The organism is Methyloversatilis sp. S146-33 (assembly GCF_059552495.1).
Genome location: NZ_JCANOT010000019.1, coordinates 50,196 through 73,318 on the forward strand (window position 1 = coordinate 50,196; position 23,123 = coordinate 73,318).

Annotated in this window: 22 protein-coding genes; 10 read left to right on the forward strand and 12 right to left on the reverse strand. The window is 68.4% G+C overall.

Features of this window, described 5'->3' with window-relative positions; genetic code table 11:
* Positions 1–181 precede the first annotated feature (181 nt).
* Positions 182–898, forward strand: coding sequence for a prepilin-type N-terminal cleavage/methylation domain-containing protein (locus AC51BJ_RS05825; protein WP_296812894.1), 717 nt, complete (start codon positions 182–184; stop codon positions 896–898).
* A gap of 43 nt (positions 899–941) precedes the next feature.
* Here the strand turns inward: AC51BJ_RS05825 and AC51BJ_RS05830 are convergent, their stop codons facing one another.
* Positions 942–2,912 carry a monovalent cation:proton antiporter family protein gene (locus AC51BJ_RS05830; protein ID WP_496279618.1) on the reverse strand — a complete coding sequence of 657 codons (1,971 nt, stop codon included), beginning with the start codon at positions 2,910–2,912 and terminating at the stop codon, positions 942–944.
* Between the two features lie 143 nt (positions 2,913–3,055).
* On the opposite strand from AC51BJ_RS05830, the gene AC51BJ_RS05835 reads away from it, so the two are divergent.
* From AC51BJ_RS05835 to AC51BJ_RS05860, 6 genes are all read left to right on the forward strand, one after another.
* The gene (locus AC51BJ_RS05835; RefSeq protein ID WP_304001957.1) at positions 3,056–4,045 is read left to right on the forward strand and encodes a KpsF/GutQ family sugar-phosphate isomerase; all 990 of its coding nucleotides are present in this window, start codon (positions 3,056–3,058) and stop codon (positions 4,043–4,045) included.
* On the forward strand, positions 4,042–4,572 hold the full coding sequence (locus AC51BJ_RS05840) for a KdsC family phosphatase (RefSeq protein WP_496279619.1): 531 nt from the start codon (positions 4,042–4,044) through the stop codon (positions 4,570–4,572). Before AC51BJ_RS05835 ends, AC51BJ_RS05840 begins: the two co-directional genes overlap by 4 nt.
* Positions 4,569–5,150 (forward strand): LPS export ABC transporter periplasmic protein LptC, encoded by a 582-nt coding sequence (lptC, locus tag AC51BJ_RS05845; protein WP_496279620.1) that lies wholly within the window; start codon positions 4,569–4,571, stop codon positions 5,148–5,150. Before AC51BJ_RS05840 ends, lptC begins: the two co-directional genes overlap by 4 nt.
* Positions 5,147–5,704, forward strand: a complete 558-nt coding sequence (lptA, locus tag AC51BJ_RS05850; protein WP_496279621.1) for a lipopolysaccharide transport periplasmic protein LptA — start codon at positions 5,147–5,149, stop codon at positions 5,702–5,704. The genes lptC and lptA overlap by 4 nt, the downstream gene beginning before the upstream one ends.
* Positions 5,705–5,841: 137 nt before the next feature.
* On the forward strand, positions 5,842–5,916 hold the full coding sequence (gene pqqA / locus AC51BJ_RS05855) for a pyrroloquinoline quinone precursor peptide PqqA (RefSeq protein WP_008060153.1): 75 nt from the start codon (positions 5,842–5,844) through the stop codon (positions 5,914–5,916).
* 146 nt (positions 5,917–6,062) lie between these two features.
* Positions 6,063–7,187, forward strand: coding sequence for an HD domain-containing phosphohydrolase (locus tag AC51BJ_RS05860; protein WP_496279622.1), 1,125 nt, complete (start codon positions 6,063–6,065; stop codon positions 7,185–7,187).
* Between the two features lie 4 nt (positions 7,188–7,191).
* Here the strand turns inward: AC51BJ_RS05860 and AC51BJ_RS05865 are convergent, their stop codons facing one another.
* Positions 7,192–11,214 carry a PAS domain-containing hybrid sensor histidine kinase/response regulator family protein gene (locus AC51BJ_RS05865; protein WP_496279623.1) on the reverse strand — a complete coding sequence of 1,341 codons (4,023 nt, stop codon included), beginning with the start codon at positions 11,212–11,214 and terminating at the stop codon, positions 7,192–7,194.
* A gap of 281 nt (positions 11,215–11,495) precedes the next feature.
* On the opposite strand from AC51BJ_RS05865, the gene AC51BJ_RS05870 reads away from it, so the two are divergent.
* On the forward strand, positions 11,496–12,365 hold the full coding sequence (locus tag AC51BJ_RS05870; RefSeq protein ID WP_496279624.1) for an MBL fold metallo-hydrolase: 870 nt from the start codon (positions 11,496–11,498) through the stop codon (positions 12,363–12,365).
* Positions 12,355–14,199, forward strand: a complete 1,845-nt coding sequence (locus AC51BJ_RS05875) for a SulP family inorganic anion transporter (protein ID WP_496279625.1) — start codon at positions 12,355–12,357, stop codon at positions 14,197–14,199. The genes AC51BJ_RS05870 and AC51BJ_RS05875 overlap by 11 nt, the downstream gene beginning before the upstream one ends.
* On the opposite strand, the gene AC51BJ_RS05880 is transcribed toward AC51BJ_RS05875, so the two are convergent.
* Positions 14,159–15,235 (reverse strand): ankyrin repeat domain-containing protein, encoded by a 1,077-nt coding sequence (locus AC51BJ_RS05880; RefSeq protein ID WP_496279626.1) that lies wholly within the window; start codon positions 15,233–15,235, stop codon positions 14,159–14,161. The genes AC51BJ_RS05875 and AC51BJ_RS05880 overlap by 41 nt on opposite strands.
* Positions 15,236–15,318: 83 nt before the next feature.
* Between AC51BJ_RS05880 and AC51BJ_RS05885 the strand changes: the two genes are divergently transcribed.
* Positions 15,319–15,849, forward strand: coding sequence for an energy transducer TonB (locus tag AC51BJ_RS05885; protein ID WP_430434863.1), 531 nt, complete (start codon positions 15,319–15,321; stop codon positions 15,847–15,849).
* A gap of 134 nt (positions 15,850–15,983) precedes the next feature.
* Here AC51BJ_RS05885 and AC51BJ_RS05890 read toward each other — a convergent pair whose 3' ends face one another.
* The 9 genes from AC51BJ_RS05890 to AC51BJ_RS05930 form a co-directional block, all read right to left on the reverse strand.
* Positions 15,984–16,154, reverse strand: a complete 171-nt coding sequence (locus tag AC51BJ_RS05890; RefSeq protein WP_430435654.1) for a DNA gyrase inhibitor YacG — start codon at positions 16,152–16,154, stop codon at positions 15,984–15,986.
* A 29-nt stretch (positions 16,155–16,183) separates the two neighbouring features.
* The gene (gene zapD / locus AC51BJ_RS05895) at positions 16,184–16,939 is read right to left on the reverse strand and encodes a cell division protein ZapD (RefSeq protein WP_020165536.1); all 756 of its coding nucleotides are present in this window, start codon (positions 16,937–16,939) and stop codon (positions 16,184–16,186) included.
* Positions 16,940–17,000: 61 nt separating this feature from the next.
* Positions 17,001–17,624 (reverse strand): dephospho-CoA kinase, encoded by a 624-nt coding sequence (gene coaE, locus AC51BJ_RS05900; RefSeq protein WP_496279627.1) that lies wholly within the window; start codon positions 17,622–17,624, stop codon positions 17,001–17,003.
* Positions 17,621–18,310, reverse strand: coding sequence for an SPOR domain-containing protein (locus tag AC51BJ_RS05905; RefSeq protein ID WP_496279628.1), 690 nt, complete (start codon positions 18,308–18,310; stop codon positions 17,621–17,623). The genes coaE and AC51BJ_RS05905 overlap by 4 nt, the downstream gene beginning before the upstream one ends.
* A gap of 43 nt (positions 18,311–18,353) precedes the next feature.
* Positions 18,354–19,067 carry a type III pantothenate kinase gene (locus AC51BJ_RS05910; RefSeq protein ID WP_430434866.1) on the reverse strand — a complete coding sequence of 238 codons (714 nt, stop codon included), beginning with the start codon at positions 19,065–19,067 and terminating at the stop codon, positions 18,354–18,356.
* Positions 19,068–19,071: 4 nt separating this feature from the next.
* On the reverse strand, positions 19,072–19,875 hold the full coding sequence (locus tag AC51BJ_RS05915) for a biotin--[acetyl-CoA-carboxylase] ligase (protein ID WP_496279629.1): 804 nt from the start codon (positions 19,873–19,875) through the stop codon (positions 19,072–19,074).
* Between the two features lie 46 nt (positions 19,876–19,921).
* Positions 19,922–21,337, reverse strand: a complete 1,416-nt coding sequence (gene ntrC, locus AC51BJ_RS05920) for a nitrogen regulation protein NR(I) (RefSeq protein WP_496279630.1) — start codon at positions 21,335–21,337, stop codon at positions 19,922–19,924.
* Complete coding sequence (glnL, locus tag AC51BJ_RS05925) at positions 21,334–22,425, reverse strand: nitrogen regulation protein NR(II) (RefSeq protein ID WP_430434868.1); 1,092 nt, start codon at positions 22,423–22,425, stop codon at positions 21,334–21,336. The genes ntrC and glnL overlap by 4 nt, the downstream gene beginning before the upstream one ends.
* Before the next feature lie 57 nt (positions 22,426–22,482).
* Complete coding sequence (locus AC51BJ_RS05930) at positions 22,483–22,962, reverse strand: DUF4124 domain-containing protein (RefSeq protein ID WP_304013757.1); 480 nt, start codon at positions 22,960–22,962, stop codon at positions 22,483–22,485.
* Positions 22,963–23,123: the final 161 nt, after the last annotated feature.

Sequence of the window (23,123 nt, forward strand, 5' to 3'; positions counted from 1 at the left end):
AAACTGTCGAGATACGGTCAGTTCGCAGCGACCGCGCGGCGCGGGCTGACGCGTCTGCACCGCCCGACCGCCGCGACAAGGAAAAAAACTGTATCGGATTCAGCATGATGCACACCGCCGCTGCAGGAAGGCGGCAATGGGCACGGATCGTGCAGTGGTGTGGCTATCAAGGAGGACTTTCATGAGATCCACGCAAAACGGTTTCACGCTGGTCGAAATCGCCATCGTTCTGGTCATTATCGGTCTGCTGCTCGGCGGCGTGCTCAAGGGGCAGGAACTGATCAACAGCGCCAAGGCGAAAAGTCTGGTCAATGATTTCCGCACGATATCGACCGCCGTGTACGCCTACCAGGACCGCTTCCGCTTCATGCCGGGCGACGATCCGGCCGCCGGCCAGCATGTCGGCGGCGCCAACGCCAGCAGCCCGTCCGGCGAAGCCCGCGGCAACGGCCGCGTCGGCGGCAACTGGAACTCGACTACCACGACCGACGAATCTTTCCTCGTCTGGCAGCACCTGCGCATGGCCAACCTGCTGACCGGCACCAGCGACACCAGCGACACCAGTGCCACCAGCAACTACTACCCGAGAAACGCCGACAACGGCCGCATCGGCATCACGGGCGCCGTGCCGATCTCCGTACCCAGCACCTCGGCAACCTCGCCCAGTTCGGCCTCGGTGCCGATGACCGGCGCCTTCTTCATCTGCTCGGACGGCATTTCCGCCCGACTTGCCCGCCAGGTCGACTCGACCATGGACGACGGCGCCACCAACACCGGCAATGTGCGCGCGATGGCCCAGGTCAGTGGCGCCGGTGCGGCCAGCGGTACTGCGATAGAAATCACGCCGGACCTCGAACGTACCAGCAGCGATCTGTACACGGTCTGCGTTGCCTACTGACCATCCCGCCGGGCGGCGTCCGCCGCCCGTTTCCCGCCCGACGCTACCCCTTCAGCAGCTTCGATTCCGCCCGCGCCAGTTCGGCCGGCTCACCCAGCAGCACCACCACGTCGCCGTTCTCGAAGGCCAGATCGGAACTGGGTTCGAGCGCGCGGATGCCGCGCCGGCGGATCGCGCTCACCTCGACCCGCACGTCCTCGAAATGGAATTCGTCGATGCGGTGGCCGATGGCCCAGGCGCCGGGCGCCAGCGCCACCGAGTGCAGCCGCTTGTGCTGCGCCTCGCTGACCGCCTCCTCGGCCAGATGTTCGGCGCCGCGGTACAGGCCGCGCAGCAGGTGGTAGCGGTCGCCGCGTAACTGGCGGATGCGCTTGAGCACCCGCGCCAGCGGCACGCCCAGCAACACCAGCGCGTGCGTGGCCAGCATCAGTGACGATTCCAGCGATTCCGGCACCACTTCGGTGGCGCCGGCGGCCGACAGCTTGTCGTAGTCGCGCTCGTCGAAGGTGCGTACCACCACCGGTATGTCGGCGCGCAATTCGTTGGCCAGGCGGATCACCCGCATCGCCGCGTCGGTATCGACGAAGGTGACGACGACGATGGACGCGCGCGCGATACCGGCAGCGATCAGCGTTTCGCGCCGGCCGGCGTCGCCGAACACCACCGTCTCGCCGGCCGCCGCCGCTTCGCGCACGCGCTCCGGGTCGAGGTCGAGCGCGATGAACGAAATGCCCTCGTTTTCGAGGAAACGCCCGAGGTACTGGCCGTTGCGACCATAGCCGCAGACGATGGCATGACCATCGGTGGCCAGCGACTGGGCGGCAATGGACGTGAGCTGCATCGAACGCAGCAGCCACTCGGACGGCACCAGCCGCAGCACGATGCGGTCGGCGTAGTGGGCCAGTATCGGCGCAACGAGCAGGGTGAGCAGCAGCGAGGCGAGCACGATCTGCAGGATGCGGTCGGGAATCAGGTGAGCCGCGTCGGCCAGCGCCATCAGCACGAAGCCGAATTCGCCGCCGGCGCACAGCCACAGGCCAACGCGCAGCGCATTGCCGGGCGACGAACCGAAGAAACGCGAGGCGGCGGCGGCCACCGCGAACTTGCCGATCAGGATGAACAGCACCGTCACCAGAACGAAGAACAACTCGGAGAACACCAGCGCGAGGTTGAGCTTCATGCCGATGGTGACGAAGAACAGCCCGAGCAGCACGTCGCGGAAAGGCTTGATGTCCTCTTCCACCTGGTAGCGGTACTGCGTTTCCGAGATCAGCATGCCGGCGAGAAAGGCGCCCAGCGCCAGCGACAGGCCGGCAGCCTCGGTGGCGAAAGCCATGCCCAGCGTCACCAGCAGCACGTTCAGCATGAACAGTTCGGGCGACTTGCGCATGGCCACGATGTGGAACCAGCGCTGCATCAGCCGCGGGCCGAGGTAGAGGATGAGGGTGAGCGCCACCGCCGCCTTGACCGCCGCCAGGCCAAGCGCCTCGACGCTTTCCTCGGCGCCCAGCGCCAGCACCGGGATGACCACCAGGAAGGGCACGACCGCCAGATCCTGGAACAGCAGCACACCCACCACCTGCCGGCCGTGCGCCGAATCGAGCTCCAGCCGCTCGACCAGCAGCTTGATCAGCACTGCCGTCGACGACATCGCGATGGCGCCGCCGACCGCGATCGCGCCCTTGAAACCGAGACCGAACAGCCAGGCGAAGCTGACCACACCGAGCACGCTGAAGGCGACCTGGGCTGCGCCCAGGCCGAACACCAGCCGCTTCATCGAGAACAGCTTGGGCAGCGAGAATTCGAGCCCGATGGAGAACATCAGGAAAACGATGCCGTACTCGGCAAAGTGGCGCGCTTCGTCGGTATCGGGAATGAAAGCCAGTGCGTGCGGGCCGGCCAGCGCCCCCACCAGCAGATAGCCCAGTATCGGCGGCAGGCCGATACTGCGGAAGAGGCCGACCACCAGCACCGAGGCGGTGAGCAGCAGTAGAACCAGCTCGAGGGCAGACATGGTGACGATGTGTTCGGCCGTCAGCGCTTTCCGGGAGCGGCCGCCTGTCGGAGCAGGTTGTTATAATCCGCGCCGATCATAACCGATCGTTCCTGCGCCCGTAGTACGGGCGATTACACGCCTCCGCCCACCCCGCCCCGCGCATGACACAGCCTGCCCCACCGAAGAACGAAGACATCCTGGCCTGCGCCCGCCGCGTGCTCGCCATCGAAGGCAGCGCGCTCGAAGCGCTGTCGGCGCGCCTCGGCGACGAATTCGCAGCGGCGGTGCGCCTGATTCTCGACAGCCCGGGGCGCGTCATCGTCAGCGGCCTCGGCAAGTCCGGCCACATCGCGCGCAAGATCGCCGCCACCATGGCCAGCACCGGCACGCCGGCCTATTTCGTCCATGCTGCGGAAGCGCTGCACGGCGACCTCGGCATGATCCACCGCGACGACGTGCTGATCGCGCTGTCCAATTCCGGCGAAACCGCCGAACTGCTGGCCATCGTGCCGCTGGTGCGCCGCCAGGGCGGCCGCACCATCGCGATGACCGGCAAGCCCGCATCGACGCTGGCCACGCTGGCCGACGTGCATCTGGACGCCGGCGTGGCGATCGAGGCCTGTCCGCTCAACCTCGCCCCGACCGCCAGCACCACCTGCGCACTGGCGCTGGGCGACGCACTGGCGGTGGCGCTGCTGGAGGCACGCGGCTTCCGCGAGGACGACTTCGCGCGCAGCCACCCGGGCGGTGCGCTCGGCCGTCGCCTGCTCACCCATGTACGCGACGTGATGCGCGCCCGCGACGCGGTGCCCAGCGTCGGCGTCGCCGCCACCGTCACCGAAGCGCTGCTGCAGGTGACCCGCGGCGGCATGGGCATGACCGTAGTGCTCGACGACGCCGGCGCTGTGGCTGGCGTGTTTACCGACGGCGACCTGCGCCGCGCCATCGACCGCCTGGGCGACGTACGCACCGTGCCGGTGGCCGACGTGATGAGCCGCCACCCGCGCACCATTCCGGCCGGCCGGCTGGCGGCCGAAGCCGCCGACCTGATGGAAACCCAGCGCGTGAACCAGCTGCTGGTGCTCGACGAACACGGCGCGCTGGCCGGCGCGCTGACCATGCACGACCTGATGCAGGCCAAGGTGATATGAGCGAAACCTCCGTACTCGATGCAGCCCGCAACGTTCGCCTGATGGGCTTCGACGTCGACGGCGTGATGACCGACGGCACCATCTGGTTCGGCCCGGACGGCGACTCGCTGAAGGGCTTCAACACGCTGGATGGTCACGGCCTGAAGATGCTGGCCGGCGCCGGCGTCGAAGTGGTCATCATTTCCGGTCGTTCGTCGCCGGCGGTGCGCCACCGCGCCGCCAACCTCGGCATCACCACCGCGCTGCTCGGCGTCGAGAACAAGCGTGAGGCGATGCGCGAACTGGCGGCCGAACGCGGCATCGCGATGGAGCACTGTGGCTATATGGGCGACGACATCGTCGACCTGCAGGTGCTGCGCGCCTGCGGCTTCTCGGCCGCGCCGGCCAACGCCCACTTCTTCGTGCGCCAGCACGTCGCCTGGGTGGCCGAAGCCGACGGCGGCCGCGGTGCCGTACGCGAAGTCTGCGAATACCTGCTCGACGCCCGCGGCGCGCTCGACGCGCTGCTGCAGGACTGCCTGCGTTGAACCTTCAGCGCAACGTCCAGCAGGCACTGCCGCTGCTGATCCTGATCCTGCTGGTCGGCCTGACCATGTGGCTGGATCGCGCCACGCGCGTCGAAGACCGCCCCTCCTCGGGCAAGCTCAGGCACGACCCGGACGTGATCGTCGACAACTTCACCGTGCGCCGCTTCGACCCCACCGGCCAGGTGCAGCACACGCTGACCGCGCAGCAGCTGCGTCACTACCCGGACGACGACAGCACCGAACTGGACCAGCCGCGGCTGCTCTACCGCGGCAAGCAGTCGCCGACCCGCATCAGCGCCGATCGCGCGCAGCTGCTGAAGGATGGCAAGGAAGCCATCCTGCGCGACAATGTGCGCGTGTTGCGCGAAGCCAGTCCCGGCAATCCGGAGATGACGCTGGAAACCAGCGTGCTGAACGTGTACCCGGACGACGAGATCGCCCGCACCGACAAGCCGGTGAAGCTGACGCAGGGCAAATCGGTCGCCCACGGCGTCGGCATGGTCGCCGACCGCGTCAAACAGACCTACATACTCGAATCGCGCGTCAAAGCCACCCTCGAAAGAACCCGCCGCCCATGACTCTGCGCCCTGCCCTCACCGGCCTGATCCTGCTCAACCTCGTGCTGGCCGTCGGCCTTAGCATGCCCGCCCGCGCCGAGCGCGCCGACCGCGAAAAGCCGGTCAATCTGGAAGCGGACAAGGTGACGGTCGATGACCGCACCCGCACGCACACCTTCGAAGGCAACGTGGTGTTCACCCAGGGCACGCTCACCATCAAGGCCAACCGCGTCGTGGTGACTCAGGACGCCACCGGCTACCAGAAGGGTGTGGCCACCGGCGGCAAAGGCGGCCTCGCCCGCTTCCGCCAGAAGCGCGAGGGCCAGGACCTGTGGATGGAGGGCGAGGCGGAGCGCATCGAGCACGACGCCAAGACCGAAATCACCCGCTTCTTCGTGCGCGCCCACGTAAAGAGCGGCGGCGACGAAGTGCGCGGCCAGTACATCGAGTACAACTCGATCAGCGAGAACTACACGGTCACCAATTCGGGCGACGCCAAGTCGGTGCCGTCGGCTGGAGACCAGTCCAAGCGCGTGCGCGCCATCATCCAGCCGAAGTCGGCGCCGAAGGAGTGAGGCGTCGCCGGGTCATGAAAATCATGACCCGGTTTTCAGCGGCGGCTGGAGGTCGCGCCTTCGCTCCCTGTCCATACTCTGATCCAGACACGGCAACCGCTGTGTTTTTCAAGAAGTACAACATGACGGAGAGAGATATGAACTGGGAAACCCCGAAGGCCACCGACCTGCGTTTCGGCTTCGAGATCACGATGTACGTTGCCAACCGCTGATACGCGGCTGCAACAGGAAAAACGGCGGTGTCCCCGCCGTTTTTTTTCGTCCGTACATCCCGCGCAGGGCGGGAACTGCATCGACCGCAGGTGTTCCGATATCACCGAACCGTGATTAACATGCCGAAGGCTTACGGGAGACGACGGTGACGGACGCAGACCTGGGCGCGGGACGGACGACCAGACAGACCATACTGGTTGCCGACGACACGCCGGAAAACATCGACCTGCTGAGCGCCCTGCTGCGCCAGGACTACCGGGTCAAGGTGGCCACCAGCGGCGAGAAGGCGCTGGCCATCGTCAATTCGACCGAGCCGCCGGACCTCATCCTGCTCGACATCATGATGCCCGGCATGAACGGTTACGACGTCTGCCGTCGCATCAAGGCCAACCCGGACCGGCGCGGCATTCCCATCATTTTCGTCACCGCGATGACCTCGATCGAGGACGAACGCCTCGGGCTGGAGGTGGGCGCGGTCGACTACATCACCAAGCCGATCAGCCCGCCCATCGTCGCCGCGCGGGTGCGCACCCATCTGGCGCTGTACGACCAGACGCGGGTGCTGGAAGACCGCGTGCGGGCGCGCACCGCCGAACTGTTCGCGTCACGCCAGCAGATCATCCGCCGGCTCGGCCGCGCCGCCGAATTCCGCGACAACGAGACCGGCAATCACGTCATCCGCATGAGCTATTACGCGCGGCTGATCGCGCAGGCGATCGGCCTCGGGCCGGAAGCGACCGAACTGCTGTTCAACACGGCGTCGATGCACGACATCGGCAAGATCGGCATTCCCGACGCCGTGCTGCTGAAACCGGGCCCGCTGAGCAAGGCGGAGTGGGCGGTAATGCGGCAGCACCCGGAGATCGGCGCCGAAATCATCGGCGAGCACGACGACGAACTGTTGCAGACTGCCCGCACCATCGCCCTCACCCACCACGAACGCTTCGACGGCAGCGGTTACCCGCGCGGCCTGATCGGTGAGGACATTCCGCTGTTCGGCCGTATCGTCGCGATTGCCGACGTGTTCGACGCGCTGATGACCGCGCGTCCGTACAAGCCGGCGATGCCGATCGACGAAACGCTGCAGGTGATGGGCCGCAACACTGGCCTGCACTTCGACCCGGCACTGATGGCGGTGCTGCCGTCGGTGCTGCCGGACATGCTGCGCATCAATGCCACCTACGCCGACACGCACGGCCCGATGACCGACGTCGACGTGCCGGTGGCCGAACCGGGCGACAGCGGCGCAGGCGCCGCCCAACCGGCCTGAGACCTCAGGACTGGACGCCGGCGCGCTCGTACAGCGCGGTCAGCCAAGCGTTCGCCTGGTCGAAGTCGTAGCGCTTCAGCGCATCGCCGAGCGAGGCGGCCAGCGACTCCAGCGACGATCCAGCCAGCAGGCGCTGCAGCTCGAGCGCGCGTGCCACCGCCTCGGCATCGCTGTCGGCGATCAGTTGCGCCAGTGCGCGCAAGGGCTCCACCAGCTGGCCGGGGTCCGGCGGTGCACCGTCGGCGACGGCCTCGTCGGCCACCCACGGATGTGGCAGCAGTGAGCCGATCAGCGCATCGAGCTCGCGGGTGAGCGCCGTCGCCGCGGCGTCGATGTCGGCGTCGGCCGATTCGCGCGCCAGCAGCCCTTCCAGTTCCGACGCCAGCCCGTGCAGCGTGTGCGCGCCCACGGTGCCGGCGAGGCCGCGCAGCGTGTGCGCCAGCCGCGCCGCCGCCTGCGTGTCCGGTCCACGGCGCGCCTCGTCGAACTGCGCGGCGAAATCGCGCTGTCCGCGCAGGAAGGCGCGCAGCACGCGCCGGTACAGCTGCGGCTTGCCCATGCAGTGCGCCAGCCCGGCCGCGGTGTCGATGCCGGGCAGCGCGGGCACCGCGTCGTCGGGTGTCGCCGGGGCCGCCGCGCCGGACTGCCTGTCGGCGCCGGGCTGCGGATGGACCCAGCGCGCCAGCGTGGCGAACATCTGCGGCACGTCGAGCGGCTTGGGAATGCAGTCGTTCATGCCGCAGTCGTACATGCGCGCGCGGTCCGCCTCCAGCACGCTGGCCGTCATCGCGATCACCGGCAGATTCTGCAGACCAGGCAGGCCGCGCAGCGTGCGGGTGGCGGTATAGCCGTCCATCACCGGCATCTGGCAATCCATCAGCACCGCATCGAAGCGGCTGCCGCCAGCCAGCAGGTCTACCGCCTGCTGACCGTCGCCGGCGATCACCACCTCGACGCCGGCGCGCTCGAGCAGGTCGTGCGCCAGTTCCTGGTTCAGTTCGTTGTCCTCGACCAGCAGCACGCGGGCACCGGCTACCGCCGCCATGCTGGCTTCCAGCCGTTCGTCGCCGGGCGTCGGGGCGTGCGCGTCGGCGCGCCGGCCGTAGGCCTGCGACACCGCGTCGAGCAGCGCCGACGGGGTGACCGGCTTGTGCAGCACCGCCTCGAAATGGCGGCCGGCCGACTGCGTGGCGACGTCGTCGCGGCCCAGCGCGGTGACCAGGATGAGCCGCATGCTGCGCTGCGGCCAGCGGCGCCGCAATTCCTCGGCGAGGCGCACGCCGTCCATGCCGGGCATCTTCCAGTCGATCAGCATGAGACCGTGCCGTCCTGCGTCGGCGGCCAGCATGTCCAGCGCCTCGTCGCCACCGCTGGCGACGTCGACTTCGAGGCCGATGCCGCGACAGAGTGCCGCCAGTACATCACGCGCGCCCGGGTGGTCATCGACCACCAGCACGTGCGACCCGGGCATGGTGTCGGCCAGGCGCTCGGGTACGGCGTCGGCGCTGGCCTGCAGACCGAAGCGGGCGGTGAAGTGAAAGGTCGAGCCGCGACCGGGTTCGCTGTCCACCCAGATACGGCCGCCCATCAGTTCGACCAGCTGGCGCGAAATGGTGAGCCCGAGGCCGGTGCCGCCGTAACGGCGGGTGATCGAGCTGTCGGCCTGGGTGAAGGGCTGGAACAGGCGCGCGATCTGCGCCTCGTCCATGCCGATGCCGGAATCGCGCACCGTGAAGTGCAGTTCGACCGCGCGTTCGTCGCGCGCCTGCAGTTCGACACCGATGATCACGTCGCCGTGCTCGGTGAACTTGATCGCGTTGCTGCCGAGATTGATCAGCACCTGACCGAGTCGCACCGGGTCGCCGATCAGCGCCGTCGGCAGCCCGGGTTCGGCGCTGAACAGCAGTTCCAGCCCCTTCTCCTCCGCCCTGACGCCGATCACGTCCACCATGTGGTTGATCACCGTGTCGAGCCGGAAGTCGATGTGCTCGATGTCGAGGCGGCCAGACTCGATCTTCGACAGGTCGAGGATGTCGTTGAGGATGGCCAGCAGGCCGTGCGCCGAGCGGTGTGCCTTCTCGATGTAGTTGCGCTGGCGCGGCGACATGTCGTCGCGCAGCGCCAGATGGGTCATGCCGAGGATGGCATTCATCGGCGTGCGGATTTCGTGCGACATGTTGGCGAGGAAGCTGGACTTCAGCTGCGCCGCCGCCTCGGCGGCATCGCGTGCGCGCAGCATCGCGGCCTCGGCTTCCTTCTTCAGCGTCACGTCGTGCGCGATCAGGCAGTACAGCCGGCGCGAGCCCTGCTGGATGGGGATGACCGCCAGTTCGACCGTGAAGACGCGATCGCCGGCGCCGGCAAACTGCCATTCGCGCATCTGTGGCCGCCCCGCCTCGCTGGCGTCCGACAACAGACGGCGCGCGGCGACGGCGCTCGATTCGCCGTCGGGCTGGCGCGCCGGCGACAGTGGTGTGTTCCACGGCACGCGGCCACGTAGCGCCTCTTCCGACGGCAGGCCGAACAGCGCCAGCGTGGCCGGGTTGCAGCTGATGACGCCATCGTCCTCGTCGTAGAAGAAATAGCTGTCGAAGGAGTGCTCGAACAGCGCGCGGAACTTGGCTTCGCCGAGCTTGCGTTCGGTGATGTCGAGCCAGTAGCCGTTGTAGATCGTACCGCCGCGGCCGTCGGGCATCGGCGTGCTGTCCACCCGCAGCCAGCGCGGGCCGGACGGCGTCCGCACCTGCAGCTCACGCGAACGCACCGGCGGGCTGTCGTCGTCGATGCCGCAGGCGCGCCACAGCGCGCCTGGGTCGTCGGCAACCTGTTCCGGCGTGCGCCCGAACAGCGCCTCGACGCCGTGACCGATAAAGGCGAAGCGTCCGCCGCGGCCCAGCGGGCGGTGATAGCGGAACACGGTGAGCGGCAGCGCATTGGCCAGTTCGAGCAATTCGCGGCGCGTGCGCTGGGTGTCGATATTCTGCCGTTCGCGCCGGAACCACAGCGCGATCAGCGCCAGCCCGAGCAGGCCGACCACGAGGCCACCGGCGATGTGGCGCCGCCACAGGGCTGCCTCCTCGCGCAGCGGGAGCAGCACCCAGACGGTGTAGGGCGAGTCATCCATCGCGCGTCCGAGCACCAGATGGCGCAGGCCGTCCACCACCTGCAGATGCGCCGTCGTGCCGTCGTCCAGCCGGGTTTCGTCGCCCTGCCACGGCAGCACCGGCGGTACCACACCGTAGCGCGCCTTCAGGGTGGCGTCGTCGATCGGATCGTCGATCGCCGGCGCGAAGCGCTTGAGCACCAGTTCGGGCGGCGACCCCAGCACGATCACGCCATTGTTATCGGCCATCAGTGCCAGCTGGTCGTAGCCGCCGAACAGATGGCGCATCGTCTCGGCGTCCTGCTTCAGCACGAGTACGCCGGGCGGGCGCCCGACCACGTCCACCCGCGCCGAGAAGTAGAAGCCGGGCACATTCGTCGTGCGCCCCATCAGGTACTGCAGTCCGGTCCCGCCGTCGACCGCCTGACGGAAGTACTCGCGATCGGCGTAATTGAGCCCGAGCACCGCGTACGGCAGGTGGAAACCGCTGTCGGCGATGGCATTGCCGTCGGCGTCCAGCAGATAGACCAGCCCGAGATTGAAATCCTGCGCGACGGCGTTGAGCAGGCTGCTCACGCCGAGCGCGTCGCGCCGTTCCATCAGATGCTGCCGGAGCGCCGGACCGGGCGGCAGCGCGCGGATCGCCTGTTCGCCCGCCTGCGCCGCCAGATACTTCTGCAGCGCATCCTGCCGCGCCAGGGTCACCGGCAATGCGGCCAACTGACGGAAGGTGGAGGACAGCGACTCGTTCAGGCTGTCCAGGCGCAGCGCGCTGCGCGCCTGCGCGTCGAGCAGGTATTCGTGGCTGGCGCTGCGCGCCGCGAACAGCGTGACCAGCGCACAAAGGACGACCCAGATCGCGACCAGCGCGACGAAGCGACGCTGGAAGGCAACAGTGTCCTGTTCGAACGGTGGTTCTTGCATCGGCTGTATTCTCTTTGGCGCGGGGCATCCGGCATCGGATCCGTCGACAGGACGGGGCCGCCCGCGTGCGCACCGGTGACCCCTTGTTATCGGCCGGCGGCCGCACATCTTGACCAAGCTTGGAGCCTACCCCTTCGGGGCCATTACCGGGGCACGATGGCCCCCGTGGCACGGCGCAGGGTGACCTAGGTTACGGATCGGGAGACGGCAGAGGGGCTATACATCGTCCCGTACCGCAGCGCCGGACGGCATTCCGGCCGCACAGGAGGAAGAACCGACCCATGACCCGAGACAGCCTGCAGATCGAAAGCTTCTTCGACGAAGCAACCAACACGGTGAGCTACATCGTGTTCGACCGTGCCACCCTGGCCTGCGCCGTGGTCGACAGCGTGCTCGACTACGACCCCAAGTCGGGGCGCACCTCGACCGCTTCGGCCGATCGCATCATCGCCCGCGTACGCGAACTGGGCGCGCGGCTGGAATGGATACTGGAAACCCACGTCCATGCCGACCACCTGTCGGCCGCACCGTGGATCAAGCAGCAGCTGGGCGGCCGGCTGGGCATCGGCGAACACATCGTCACCGTGCAGCGGGTGTTCGGCAAGCTGTTCAACGCCGGCACCGAATTCGAACGCGACGGCAGCCAGTTCGACCATCTGTTCCGCGATGGCGAAACCTTCAAGATAGGCAGCCTGCAGGCGCGCGCACTGCATACGCCGGGGCACACGCCGGCCTGCATGTCCTACCTGATCGAGGACGCCGCCTTCGTCGGCGACACGCTGTTCATGCCGGACTACGGCACCGCACGCTGCGACTTCCCGGGCGGGGATGCGCGCACGCTGTATCGCTCCATCCGCACGCTGCTGGCGCTGCCGCCGGAAACCCGGCTGTTCATGTGTCACGACTACATGCCGGACGGCCGCGCGCCGCGCTGGGAAACGACGGTGGCCGCCGAACGCGCACACAACATCCACGTCCATGACGGCATATCGGAGGACGACTTCGTCGCCATGCGCACCGCGCGCGACGCGACGCTGGACATGCCGGTGCTCATCCTGCCGTCGGTGCAGGTGAATATGCGCGCCGGCCATCTGCCGCCGCCCGAGGACAATGGCACGCGTTATCTGAAGATTCCGCTCGATGCACTCTGACGCGAAGGCCAGCGGGCGCGGCACAATCGACGCCGTGAACAGCGGAACTTCGCACCCCGACGGCCAGGCTGCACGGAAGGCCACGCACGCACCGGCCCGCCGCGTGCGCGGTCTGGCGCGCTGGCTGCCGGTGCTCGACTGGGCACCGCGCTACGACCGCCCGGCCTTCGGCGCCGACCTGCTGGCTTCGCTCATCGTGACGCTGATGCTGATCCCGCAGAGCCTGGCCTACGCCCAGCTCGCCGGCCTGCCGCCGCACATCGGTCTGTACGCGAGCATCGCACCGCTGTTCGCCTACGCGCTGTTCGGCAGCAGTCACGCGCTGTCGGTCGGCCCGGTCGCGGTGGTGTCGCTGATGACGGCGGCGGCAGTCGGCGGACTGGACATCGCCGACGAGGCGGCGCGGCTGCAGGCGGCGCTGACGCTGGCCGCGCTGTCCGGCGTCATGCTCATCGCGATGGGTGTGCTGCGGCTGGGCTTTCTCGCCAGCTTCCTGAGCCACCCGGTGGTATCGGGCTTTCTCACCGCGTCCGCGTTGCTGATTACGCTGAGCCAGCTCAAGCACCTGCTGGGCATCCGCGCCGACGGCGACACGCTGCCGGAACTGCTGCCGACGCTGCTCGCCGGGCTGCCCGCCACTCATCTGCCGACCGCGGCGCTCGGCGCCGGCGTGCTGGTCTTCCTCTACTGGACACGGACGCGCCTCAAGCCGCTGCTCGTGCGGCTCGGCGCCGGAGCGCGCACCGCCGATACCTGTGCCAAGGCCGGGCCGGTGCTGGCCGTGCTCGGCAGCACGCTGCTGATGTGGGCGCTGCAACTGGACAAGGCGGGCGTGCGCAAGGTGGGCGACATTCCGGCCGGGCTGCCACCGCTGACCATGCCCTCACTCGATCCGGCGCTGCTGTCGCAGCTGGCACTGCCGGCGCTGCTGATCAGCATCATCGGTTTCGTCGAATCGGTGTCGGTGGCACAGACCTTCGCCGCCAAGCGCCGGCTGCGCATCGAGCCGGACCAGGAGCTGATCGGCCTCGGCGCGGCCAATCTGGCGGCAGCGGCGACCGGCGGCTATCCGGTAACCGGCGGGCTGTCGCGTTCGGTGGTCAATTTCGATGCCGGCGCAGCCACGCCGGCAGCCGGCGCGTTCACCGCGGTCGGCATCGCGCTGGCGTCGCTGACGCTGACGCCGGCGCTGCACTACCTGCCGCAGGCGACGCTGGCCGCCACCATCGTCGTGGCCATCCTGACGCTGGTCGATACCGACACGCTGCGTCGCACCTGGCGCAGCTCGCCGCCCGACTTCCTTGCGGCCGCCACGACGCTGGTCGTCACCCTGCTGTTCGGCGTGGAAGCCGGCGTCAGCGCCGGCGTCGTGCTGACACTGCTGAATCACCTGTGGCACGCCAGCCGCCCGCACATGGCGGTGGTCGGCCGGGTGCCCGGTACCGAGCACTACCGCAACGTCGAGCGCCACGCGGTCGATACCGATCCGTCGCTGATCGGCCTGCGCGTCGACGAAGGTCTGAACTTCATGAACGCACGCCAGGTGGAGGACCGCATCCTGGCGCTGGTGGCCGCGCAACCGTCAGTGCGCAACGTGGTGCTGATGTGTTCGGCGGTCAACGACATCGACGCCAGCGCGCTCGAAATGCTGGAGAGCGTGGTGCACCGCCTGAAGGACATGGGGGTGCTGCTGCACCTGTCGGAAGTGAAGGGTCCGGTGATGGACAAGCTGGAACGCACTGACCTGCTGCCCCATCTGGGCGGCCGGGTGTTCCTGTCGCATCACGCGGCGGTCACTGCGCTGACTGCCGGAGCTTGTCCACCTCGGCCCTGAAGCGGCGGCGCAGTTCTTCGGTCGGCTGCCCTTTCGCCTGCGCCGCCTGGATGGCGCGCAGGATGTCGACCGCGCCGGCGTCCTCGGCCAGGGTCTGCACCGCCGGCGTCGCCGCGCCGGCGACCAGTTCGGCGCGCTCGGCACCGGCCTTGCCGCGCTTCGCCGAAATGACCAGCGCGGACGGCGCCGCCTTCACCGTCTGTTTCGCCGACGCCTTGCGATGCCGCTCGACCGCCGCCATGAACTGGCGGCGCAAGGCTTCGGTCGGCTTGCCCTGGGCCTCGGCCTGACGCAGCTTGTTCAGCAGTTCGCTCACTTCGGGTGGCGCCGGGATCGATGCCTGCGGCGGCGGCGTAGGTGCGGCCACCGGCGGTGCGCTGACCGCCTCGGCCACGTTCTCCGGCGGTGCCACCAGCGTCGCGATCTTCAGCCGGTTGTAGCGCAGCGCCCAGGCCAGCGCGTTCTCGCCACGGTCGGACACCGCGGTGGTGCTGGCGCCGGCGTCGACCAGCGCCTTCACGATGCCCTCGTTGCCCTCGCGCACCGCCATCATCAGCGGCGTCGCCAGATTCGGCGCACGCGCGTCGAGCTTCGCGCCATTGCGCAGCAGCAGATCGACGATGCGCGTCTTGCCGGCGAAGGCGGCGTAATGCAGCGCGCTCCAGGTCTTGTCCGGCGGATTGAGCGACGCACCGCGCTCGATCAGCCACTCGACCGCCTTCTGATGACCTTTCCATGCCGCCAGCGCGATCGCCTGTTCGCCGATTCGGCTGACGTAGTCGATATTGGCGCCGCGCTCGACGAACAGCTCCATCAGCCGGATATTGCCCTCGGCCGCCGCGATCATCAGCCCGCTGCCGGTGACGTCGGCCTCGAAATCGGGCGGCAGCCCCTCGTCCAGCCAGCGGGACGCGGAACGGATGTCGCCCATTTCCATCGCCCGTCCGAAGCGTGAAGGATCGGGCAGTTCGGCCTGAGCCGATGCCATGAGGAAGGCTGCGCTGACGGTGATCAGCGCGCGTGCGGCCGCTTTCAAATCGTGAGTCCTTGTGAGGGCCGCAGTCGCGCCGGCGCGGCTGCGGCAAAATGGGAAGGAGTTTACCGACCCCGCCTGACGGTTTGTCCCGCCTGAAACTTCCTTTCGCACTTGCACTGTCCGCACTGCTGCACGCCGCTCTGCTGCTCTGGCCCCGCGCGTCCGACGCGCCGGCGGCGCCGACGGTCGAGCGACTGCAGGCCCGCCTGCTCGCGCCGCGTCCGGCCGAAACGCAGCCGGAGCCGCCGGCGGTCACGCCGCTGCTGAAGGACACGCGCAGCGAGCGCGCCGACGAGGCGCCACCGGCGCCGGCCGTCGTGGCCGCGCCACGCGCGGCTCCGGTCGCCAACGCCCGGGCGCGCGAGCGCGCGCAACGGCAGTTGAACAAGCACGTGTTCTATCCGCCGGAAGCGATAGACCGCGGGCTCGAAGGCGAAGTGAGACTGCGTCTGGTGCTCGACGACTCCGGCCGCGTGATCGACGCCGCCGTGCTGGCCGGCAGCGGTCACCCGCTGCTCGACCGCGCCGCCCTCGACGCCGCCCGCCAGATCGGCCGCATCGACGCCGGCGGTGCGCGCGAACTGCTGCTGCCGGTCGTGTTCAGGCTGGAGTAGTCCGCCGCGACGGCGGATCGACCGTGTTGCCTCAGGAGCGGCCTTGGCCGTGTCGCGGCCACAGCGGTCCGGCGACTTCGATAGAGGCTGCTGTCGGGGTCAGAAGACCCCTCCCACAGAAGCCCCGCCCGGGCTCAGGCCGGGTCGTCGTCGGGTGGCAGTTCAGGCGTGGTGTCGGGGACGCGGTATTCCTCGTTCGCCCAGGCACCGAGGTCGATCTGCTTGCAGCGCATGCTGCAGAAGGGTCGCGCCGGGTTGGAGGGCGCGTACAACGCGGGTTCGCCACAGCGCGGGCAGACCACCATGCGGCCGGCGGGGGGTGTTGCGGACGTGCTCACAGATTGCAGAAGGTCAGTTCGAAGCCGACGTCGGTGTCGGTGACGCGCGGACGGGCGTGGCCGCCATGCGCGATGAAACGGATGTTCAGCGCGTACTTGTTGGCGCTGATCTCGGGTGTGAAGGGCTCGTTCAGCGGCACGCGCAGGCGCAGCATCTGCGCCGACTTGCCCCCCATCATCATCTGGAACGCGCCGTTGCCGGCGATCTGCCGCTCCGGCCGCCCGCTGGCGCGCAGCAGGCGCAGCACGATGGTGAGACCGTCACGGATGGGCAGCATCGGGTTCAGCCAGCTGGCCAGATCGGCCTGCCGCGCCGACGCCTCGCGATGCCGCCAGTAGTGGTAGGACGGCAGATCGAATTCGCACAGCCCGCCCGGAATCGCGGCGCGGCTCTTGATGCTCATCAGCCACTCGTTCTCGCGCAGGTACTGACCGATCTTGCCGGCCATCGCGAGCAGCGCGGCACTGGCCTGTTCGATCTCGTACAGCGCGCCGGACAGCGCCTCTTCGGAAATGTCGGGGTTGTTGCGGAAGGACATCAGCGTCTGGCGCTGGCGCTCAAGCTCCTGCACCAGATCGACCTTGAGATCGGCCCGTGAAGCGACTTCGAGAATTTCGAACAGGCTCACCAGTGCGACATGGTGTTCGTGCGCCCCGTCGCTGCGCATGAAATGCTGCGTGCGCTCGAACAGATCCTCCAGGCGCAACAGCGTGCGTATGCGCTCGTTCAGAGGATATTCGTAAGTGATCACAGGGGCTTGTCCGGCACAAGTTCAAGCAAATTCTGATGATTCTGACCGAAAAGCCGCACAGTCACAACGCTCCGGCGGGCTTTTCTGCTGCAGCCAGTGCCAGATAGCGACGATGCAGCGCGTCCACCCGGGCCGGCAGCGTTGCCGCCGGACCGCTGTTGTCGATCACGTCGTCGGCCGCCGCCAGCCGCTGCGCCCGCGTCGCCTGGGCGGCGATGATGCGGTCCGCCTCCTCGGCCGTCAGGCCGCTGCGCGCCATCGCGCGCACGCGCTGCTGCTCGACCGGGCAATCGACAACCAGGACGCGGTCGCAGCGCTCGCGCCAGTTGCCGGCCTCGACCAGCAGCGGTACGGCCAGCACGACATAAGGTGCATCGCTGGCCTCGACCCGGCGGCGGGATTCGGCGCGGATCAGCGGATGCAGCAGCGCTTCGAGCCGACTGCGGGCGGAGGGATCGGCGAATACGTGGGCACGCATGCGGGCGCGGTCGAGCGCGCCATCGGCAGCGATGAAGTCGTCGCCGAAGGTTGCGCGCAGCGGCTCGATCGCGGCACCGCCCGGTGCGGTCAGCGCATGCGCGATGGCATCGGTATCGACCAGTCCGGCGCCGTGCGCGACGAACAGATCGGCCACCGTCGACTTGCCACTGCCGATGCCACCGGTCAGACCGACCACGAAAGTCATGGGCAGTCCGCCGCCTCGACACCGTCGACGGTCGCCAGCGGCTCGGCCAGCAATGCCGTCAGTTCGGCGTCGCCGCCGCGCAGCTCCAGGCGCAGGCGTCCGGCCTTGCCCTCGCGCATCGAGATGCGCGCGCTGCGCACCCCCAGCCCGTTCAGGCCGGACATCAGCTCCTTCGCCGCCGTTTCGGTCTTGAACAGACCGAGCGAAATGGCGAATTTCTGACCGTCGGCATCCGGCATCAACGCCATCTCGCGCACGCCCAGCGCGCGCAGTTCGGCCTGCTTGCGATCGGCCAACTGGCGCGTCGCGAGATCGGGGATATGCACCCACCACGACGGGCTGCCCGGCTGCTCGCTCTCGGCGAGTTGCACAGCCGGATAGGCCTCGCGCGCCCGGACGACGAACTGGTCGGCCTGTTCGCGGGTGAATCCGGTCAGCACGCGACAGACGGCGGAAGGCGTCGCTTCGGCGTCCGTGGCCGCCGGTTCGCTCGCGACGACCGGCGCAATGGCCACCACCGGCGCCGCTGCGCCACCGTCAACCGGCAGGACGCGGATGCGCTCGGGATCGATCTGGCTGGTCAGGCGCAAGGGCTCGGCGCCGTCGCTGCCCAGCGCCAGCATGCCGGACGCAAAGGGCCACAGCGCGATATTGATCAACAGCAGGAGGAGGAAGGCGAGACGCATCGGTATCAGCGCAATGACGGACGCAGCGCGAAGCAGTGATCCGTCATTTCATCACATCCGCCGCGACGCGGGCCAGCCCGCGCAGCACCAGATTGTCGACGCGGCGGTGTGCACAGACCAGGTAGGGCGACAGCGCCTCGGCACCACCGCCCGACAGCAGGATGGTGGCATCGGCGCCAAGCCGCGCCTGCACGCGCTCGATCAACGCCGCCTGCGCGCCGGCGCAGCCGTTGTGGATGGCATCGTCGGTATTGCGCGGCCACTCGACCGGCGCACCCTGCGCGTGCGGCAGACCGGCCGTGTTGCGCGCCAGCGATTCGAGCATCAGGTGCAGGCCAGGCAGGATGTAACCACCGAGAAAGCGGTTGTCGGCGTCGAGCACGTCGACCGTGGTGGCGGTCCCCGCGGTCGCCACCACGAGCGGACCGGCCGCCAGCGTGCGCGCGCCGATCAGCGCCGCCCAGCGGTCGGCGCCGAGGCGCGACGGGGTCGCATACATATTGGTGATGCCGCAGGCCGCCGACTGCGACAGCACGCGATGCGCCACACAGCCGTGCGGCAGCGCGGCGCGCAGCGCGGCATCGACCGCGTCGCCGGCGACGCAGGTATAGACCGCGGCCGTCGCGTTGCGCCAGGCCGAGGCGAGCGGCGCGCCATCGATGTCGGCGACGTCGATGCCCGATTCGGTACCCGGTGCGTCGCCCTGCAGCCACGCCCATTTGATCCGGCTGTTGCCGGCATCGATCAGCAGCACCATGGACTCAGTTCCGGACCGGCGCGCGCAGCGACACGTCGCCCGCCAGCACGCGCTCAAGGCGGTCACCACAGTCGAGCAGCAGCGCGCCGTCGGCGTCGGCACCCACGCACAGGCCGCCCAGCGCGCGCATTTCACCTTCGACCTCGACCGCGCACCCGGCATGCAGATTGAGTCGGTTCCAGCGTTCGACGAAGGCAGAGAAACCCTGCGCGGCAAATACCGGCAGCGCTGCGGCCAGCGCGTCGAGTGCGGCGGCAGCGATGCGCAGCCAGTCCGGCTGCGGCGGCGTGCCGTCGAACAGGGCGGCTGTCGGCAGCGCGTAGTGGCCCGACGGCGGCAGCGCCAGATTGATTCCGACGCCGATCACCGCATCGGTGTGCGTCGGCGTCGACGCCAGTTCGATCAGCACGCCACCCAGCTTGCCGACGCCCGGCCCGGTGGCGCGCATCAGGTCGTTCGGCCACTTCAGTGCCAGCCCATCGAAACCCTGTGCCGTCAGCGCCTCGGCCAGCGCGACGCCGACCGCGAGGCTGAGACCGGACAGCCGGTCGGCGCGACCGTCGAAGCGCACGCGCAGCGAGAAGGTGAGGCTGTCGCCGGGCAGGGCCGTCCAGCTGCGGCCACGGCGACCACGGCCACCGGTCTGCGCCAGCGCGAACAGCGCGCACGGCACGCCGTCGCGGCGCTCCAGCAGGTCGCTGTTGGTGCTTTCGGTGCGCGCACAGACGTCGACGCGCCAGTCGGCGGGTACGGAGGGTGCGCGGTCGCGCAGTGCTTCGGCGAGGGTGGAGGCGTCGTCGGCAGTCATGCGGCGGATTGTAGCCGCGGAGCCGGGCCGACGCCCGGCTGCGCACTCACTCGCTGTCGCCGTCGGCGTCGCGTCCGCCTTCGATGTTCAGCTCCTGGATCTTGCGCGTGATGGTGTTGCGCCCGATGCCCAGCAGCTGCGCCGACTCGATGCGTCGGCCGCCGGTGCTGGCCAGCGCGCGGCGGATCAGCGTGCGCTCGAACTCCTGCACCAGATGGTCGAACAATGCCGGCTGCTTCAGCGCGATCAGGCGATCGACCTCGGCGGCGAGCGAAGCGACCCAGTCGCCGGTCACTTCACGCGCCGGCTGGGCGCGCAGTTCGGCCGGCAGATCCTTCACGTCCACCGTCTGGCCGGGCGCCATCACGGTGAGCCAGTGGCACAGGTTTTCCAGCTGGCGCACATTGCCCGGGAAATCCAGCCCCTGCAGGTAACGCATCGCCGGCTCGGACAGGCGCTTGGCATCGACGCCCAGTTCCTGCGCGCTCTTCGTCATGAAGTGCTGGGCCAGCAGCACGATGTCCTCGCGCCGCTCGCGCAGCGGCGGAATGCGCAGCCGGATCACGTTGAGCCGGTGGAACAGATCCTCGCGGAACAGGCCCTGCTTCACCCGGTCTTCAAGGTTCTGGTGGGTCGCCGCAATGACGCGCACATTCGACTTGATCGGCGAATGGCCGCCGACGCGGTAGAAGTGGCCGTCGGACAGCACGCGCAGCAGGCGGGTCTGCAGTTCCGGCGGCATATCGCCGATTTCGTCGAGGAAGAGCGTGCCGCCGTAGGTCTGCTCGAAGCGTCCGCGCCGCTTCGCGGTGGCACCGGTGAAGGCACCGCGCTCGTGGGCGAACAGTTCGGATTCGAGCAGGTCGCGCGGGATGGCGGCGGTATTGATCGCGATGAAGGGCGCTTCGCGCCGCGGGCTGTGCCGGTGCAGCGCACGCGCCACCAGTTCCTTGCCGGTGCCCGACTCGCCGTTGATCAGCACCGTGGCGTGACTCTGGGCGAGCCGGCCGATGGCACGAAACACGTCCTGCATCGACGCCGCCTTGCCGAGGATTTCCGGCGCCATGTCGGCTTCCGCCGGCGCCCCACCCTGGTGCATGCTTTCTTCGATTGCACGCCGGACGAGTTCGATCGCGTGGTCGACGTCGAAAGGCTTGGGCAGGTATTCGAAGGCGCCGCCCTGGAACGCGGCGACCGCGCTGTCGAGATCCGAATACGCGGTCATGATGATGACCGGCAGACTAGGGTGACGCGCCTTCACCTTCTCCAGCAGAGACAATCCGGACTCGCCCGGCATGCGGATGTCGGACACCAGCACCTGCGGCTGGCCACCGGCGTCGAGCGCATCGAGCGCCTCCTGCGCGGTGGAATAGGCTTCAAAGGGAATGGACTCGCGTGCGAGGGCCTTTTCCAGCACCCATCGTATCGAGCGGTCGTCATCGACGATCCAGACCGGATTCATGGCTTCTCCGTCGTGCCCTGCTTGAAGGGCAGAAGTATTGTGAAAACTGTATGGCCGGGCCGGCTCTGCACCTCGATGGTGCCGTGGTGCTGGTGCACGAAGCTCTGCGCCAGCGTCAGCCCGAGGCCGGTGCCGCCATCGCGGCCGGACACCAGCGGATAGAAGATGCGATCGAGCAGCTCCTCCGGGATGCCGGGGCCGTTGTCGATCACTTGCAATTCGAGTGCCAGCTTGTGGCGCCGCTTCACCAGGGTGGCCTGGCGGTAGGCGCGCGTACGCAGCCGAATCACGCCGTCGCCCTGCATCGCCTGCGCCGCGTTGCGGGCGATGTTGAGCACCACCTGAATCAGCTGTTCGCGGTCGGCCACCAGATCGGGCAGGCTGGTGTCATAGTCGCGCTGCACCTTTACCTTCGGGAATTCGGCGCCGATCAGCAGGCGCACGCGCTCCAGCACCTCGTGCACGCTGACCGAACTGACCTGCATCGCGCGGTGCGAATGCAGCAGCCGGTTCATCAGATCCTGCAGGCGGTCCGATTCCTTGATGATGACCTGCGTGTACTCGCGCTGGTCGGGCCGCTCCAGTTCGCCTTCCAGCAGCTGTGCGGCACCGCGGATGCCACCCAGCGGGTTCTTGATTTCATGCGCGAGGTTGCGGATCAGCTCGCGGTTGGCCTGTTGCTGCTGCAGCAGCTGTTCCTCGCGCGCAACGCGCAGTTGCTGGTCGATCGGACGGAACTCGAGCAGGATGCGAGCGGCATCGGCATGCACCGGCGACACCGTGCAGTCGAGCTGCAGCGGACCGCCGAGCAGACGCTGCACCGTGAGGTTGTGGCCGGTATAGCTCCAGTCCTTGGCCAACGCATTGTCCAGTGCGGTGTCCAGGCCGTGATCGGGGCCGATCAGGCGTTCGCAGTGCTTGCCGACCAGCTTTGACGAACTGACTGCGAACAGGTTTTCCGCGGCCGGATTCAGATAGACGATGTTGCGTTCAGCGTCGAGCAGCGCAACCGCGCTGGCGAGAAGTTCGAGCCCGTTGAATCGGTCGGGCCAGACGCGGGTGGGGGTACGGGGCGAAGGCAGGCTCATGGCGCCAAATCACGCAAGAAGCGCGCCAGGGCCGATGCGCCGGAGCGCGCGGGACGCTCAGGGCAGTTTGGAAATCTCCTTGCGCAGCGCGTCGACGTTGCGTTCGTGCAGAGCGACATTGTCCTTGAGCCCCTGGATGCGATCGAGATACTTCTGGTAGTTGCGCTCATCGCCCAGTCGCACCGCTTCGCCCTCGGTGAGCGCCTTGCGCGCCGCTTCGAGATTCTTCGTTTCGGTGTCGAGCTCGGCTTCGAGTATGCGCCGGCGTTCGCTGTCGCGCGCCTTCTGCTGGTCGCCGCTGACGCTCGGAAATCCGCCCGATGGGGCGGCCGGCTTGGGCTGAGTCGCCGCCGGCCCGGGCACCGAACTGACCGGCATTTCGCTGGACAGCAGCTTGCATCCGCGCGCACGCGACTTGTCGTTGGTATAGGTGACGTGACCATCGGCATCGACGCACTTATAGACGTCAGCCGATGCCGGCAGCGCCGCAAGCGCGGCCGCGGTGGCAATCAGGATGCGGTTGAAACCTCGGAACATGTGGGTCACCAGAACGGATCGGGTCATTGCCGGGCGAGTGTAGGACGCCCGCCCGCGCAGTGACAATGAAAAAGGACGGCAAGTTGCCGTCCTTTTTCTCGGGCCGGAACGCACATGCCGTCCCGACCTTCAACGCCACGCGTGCGGCTGGCGCCGACACG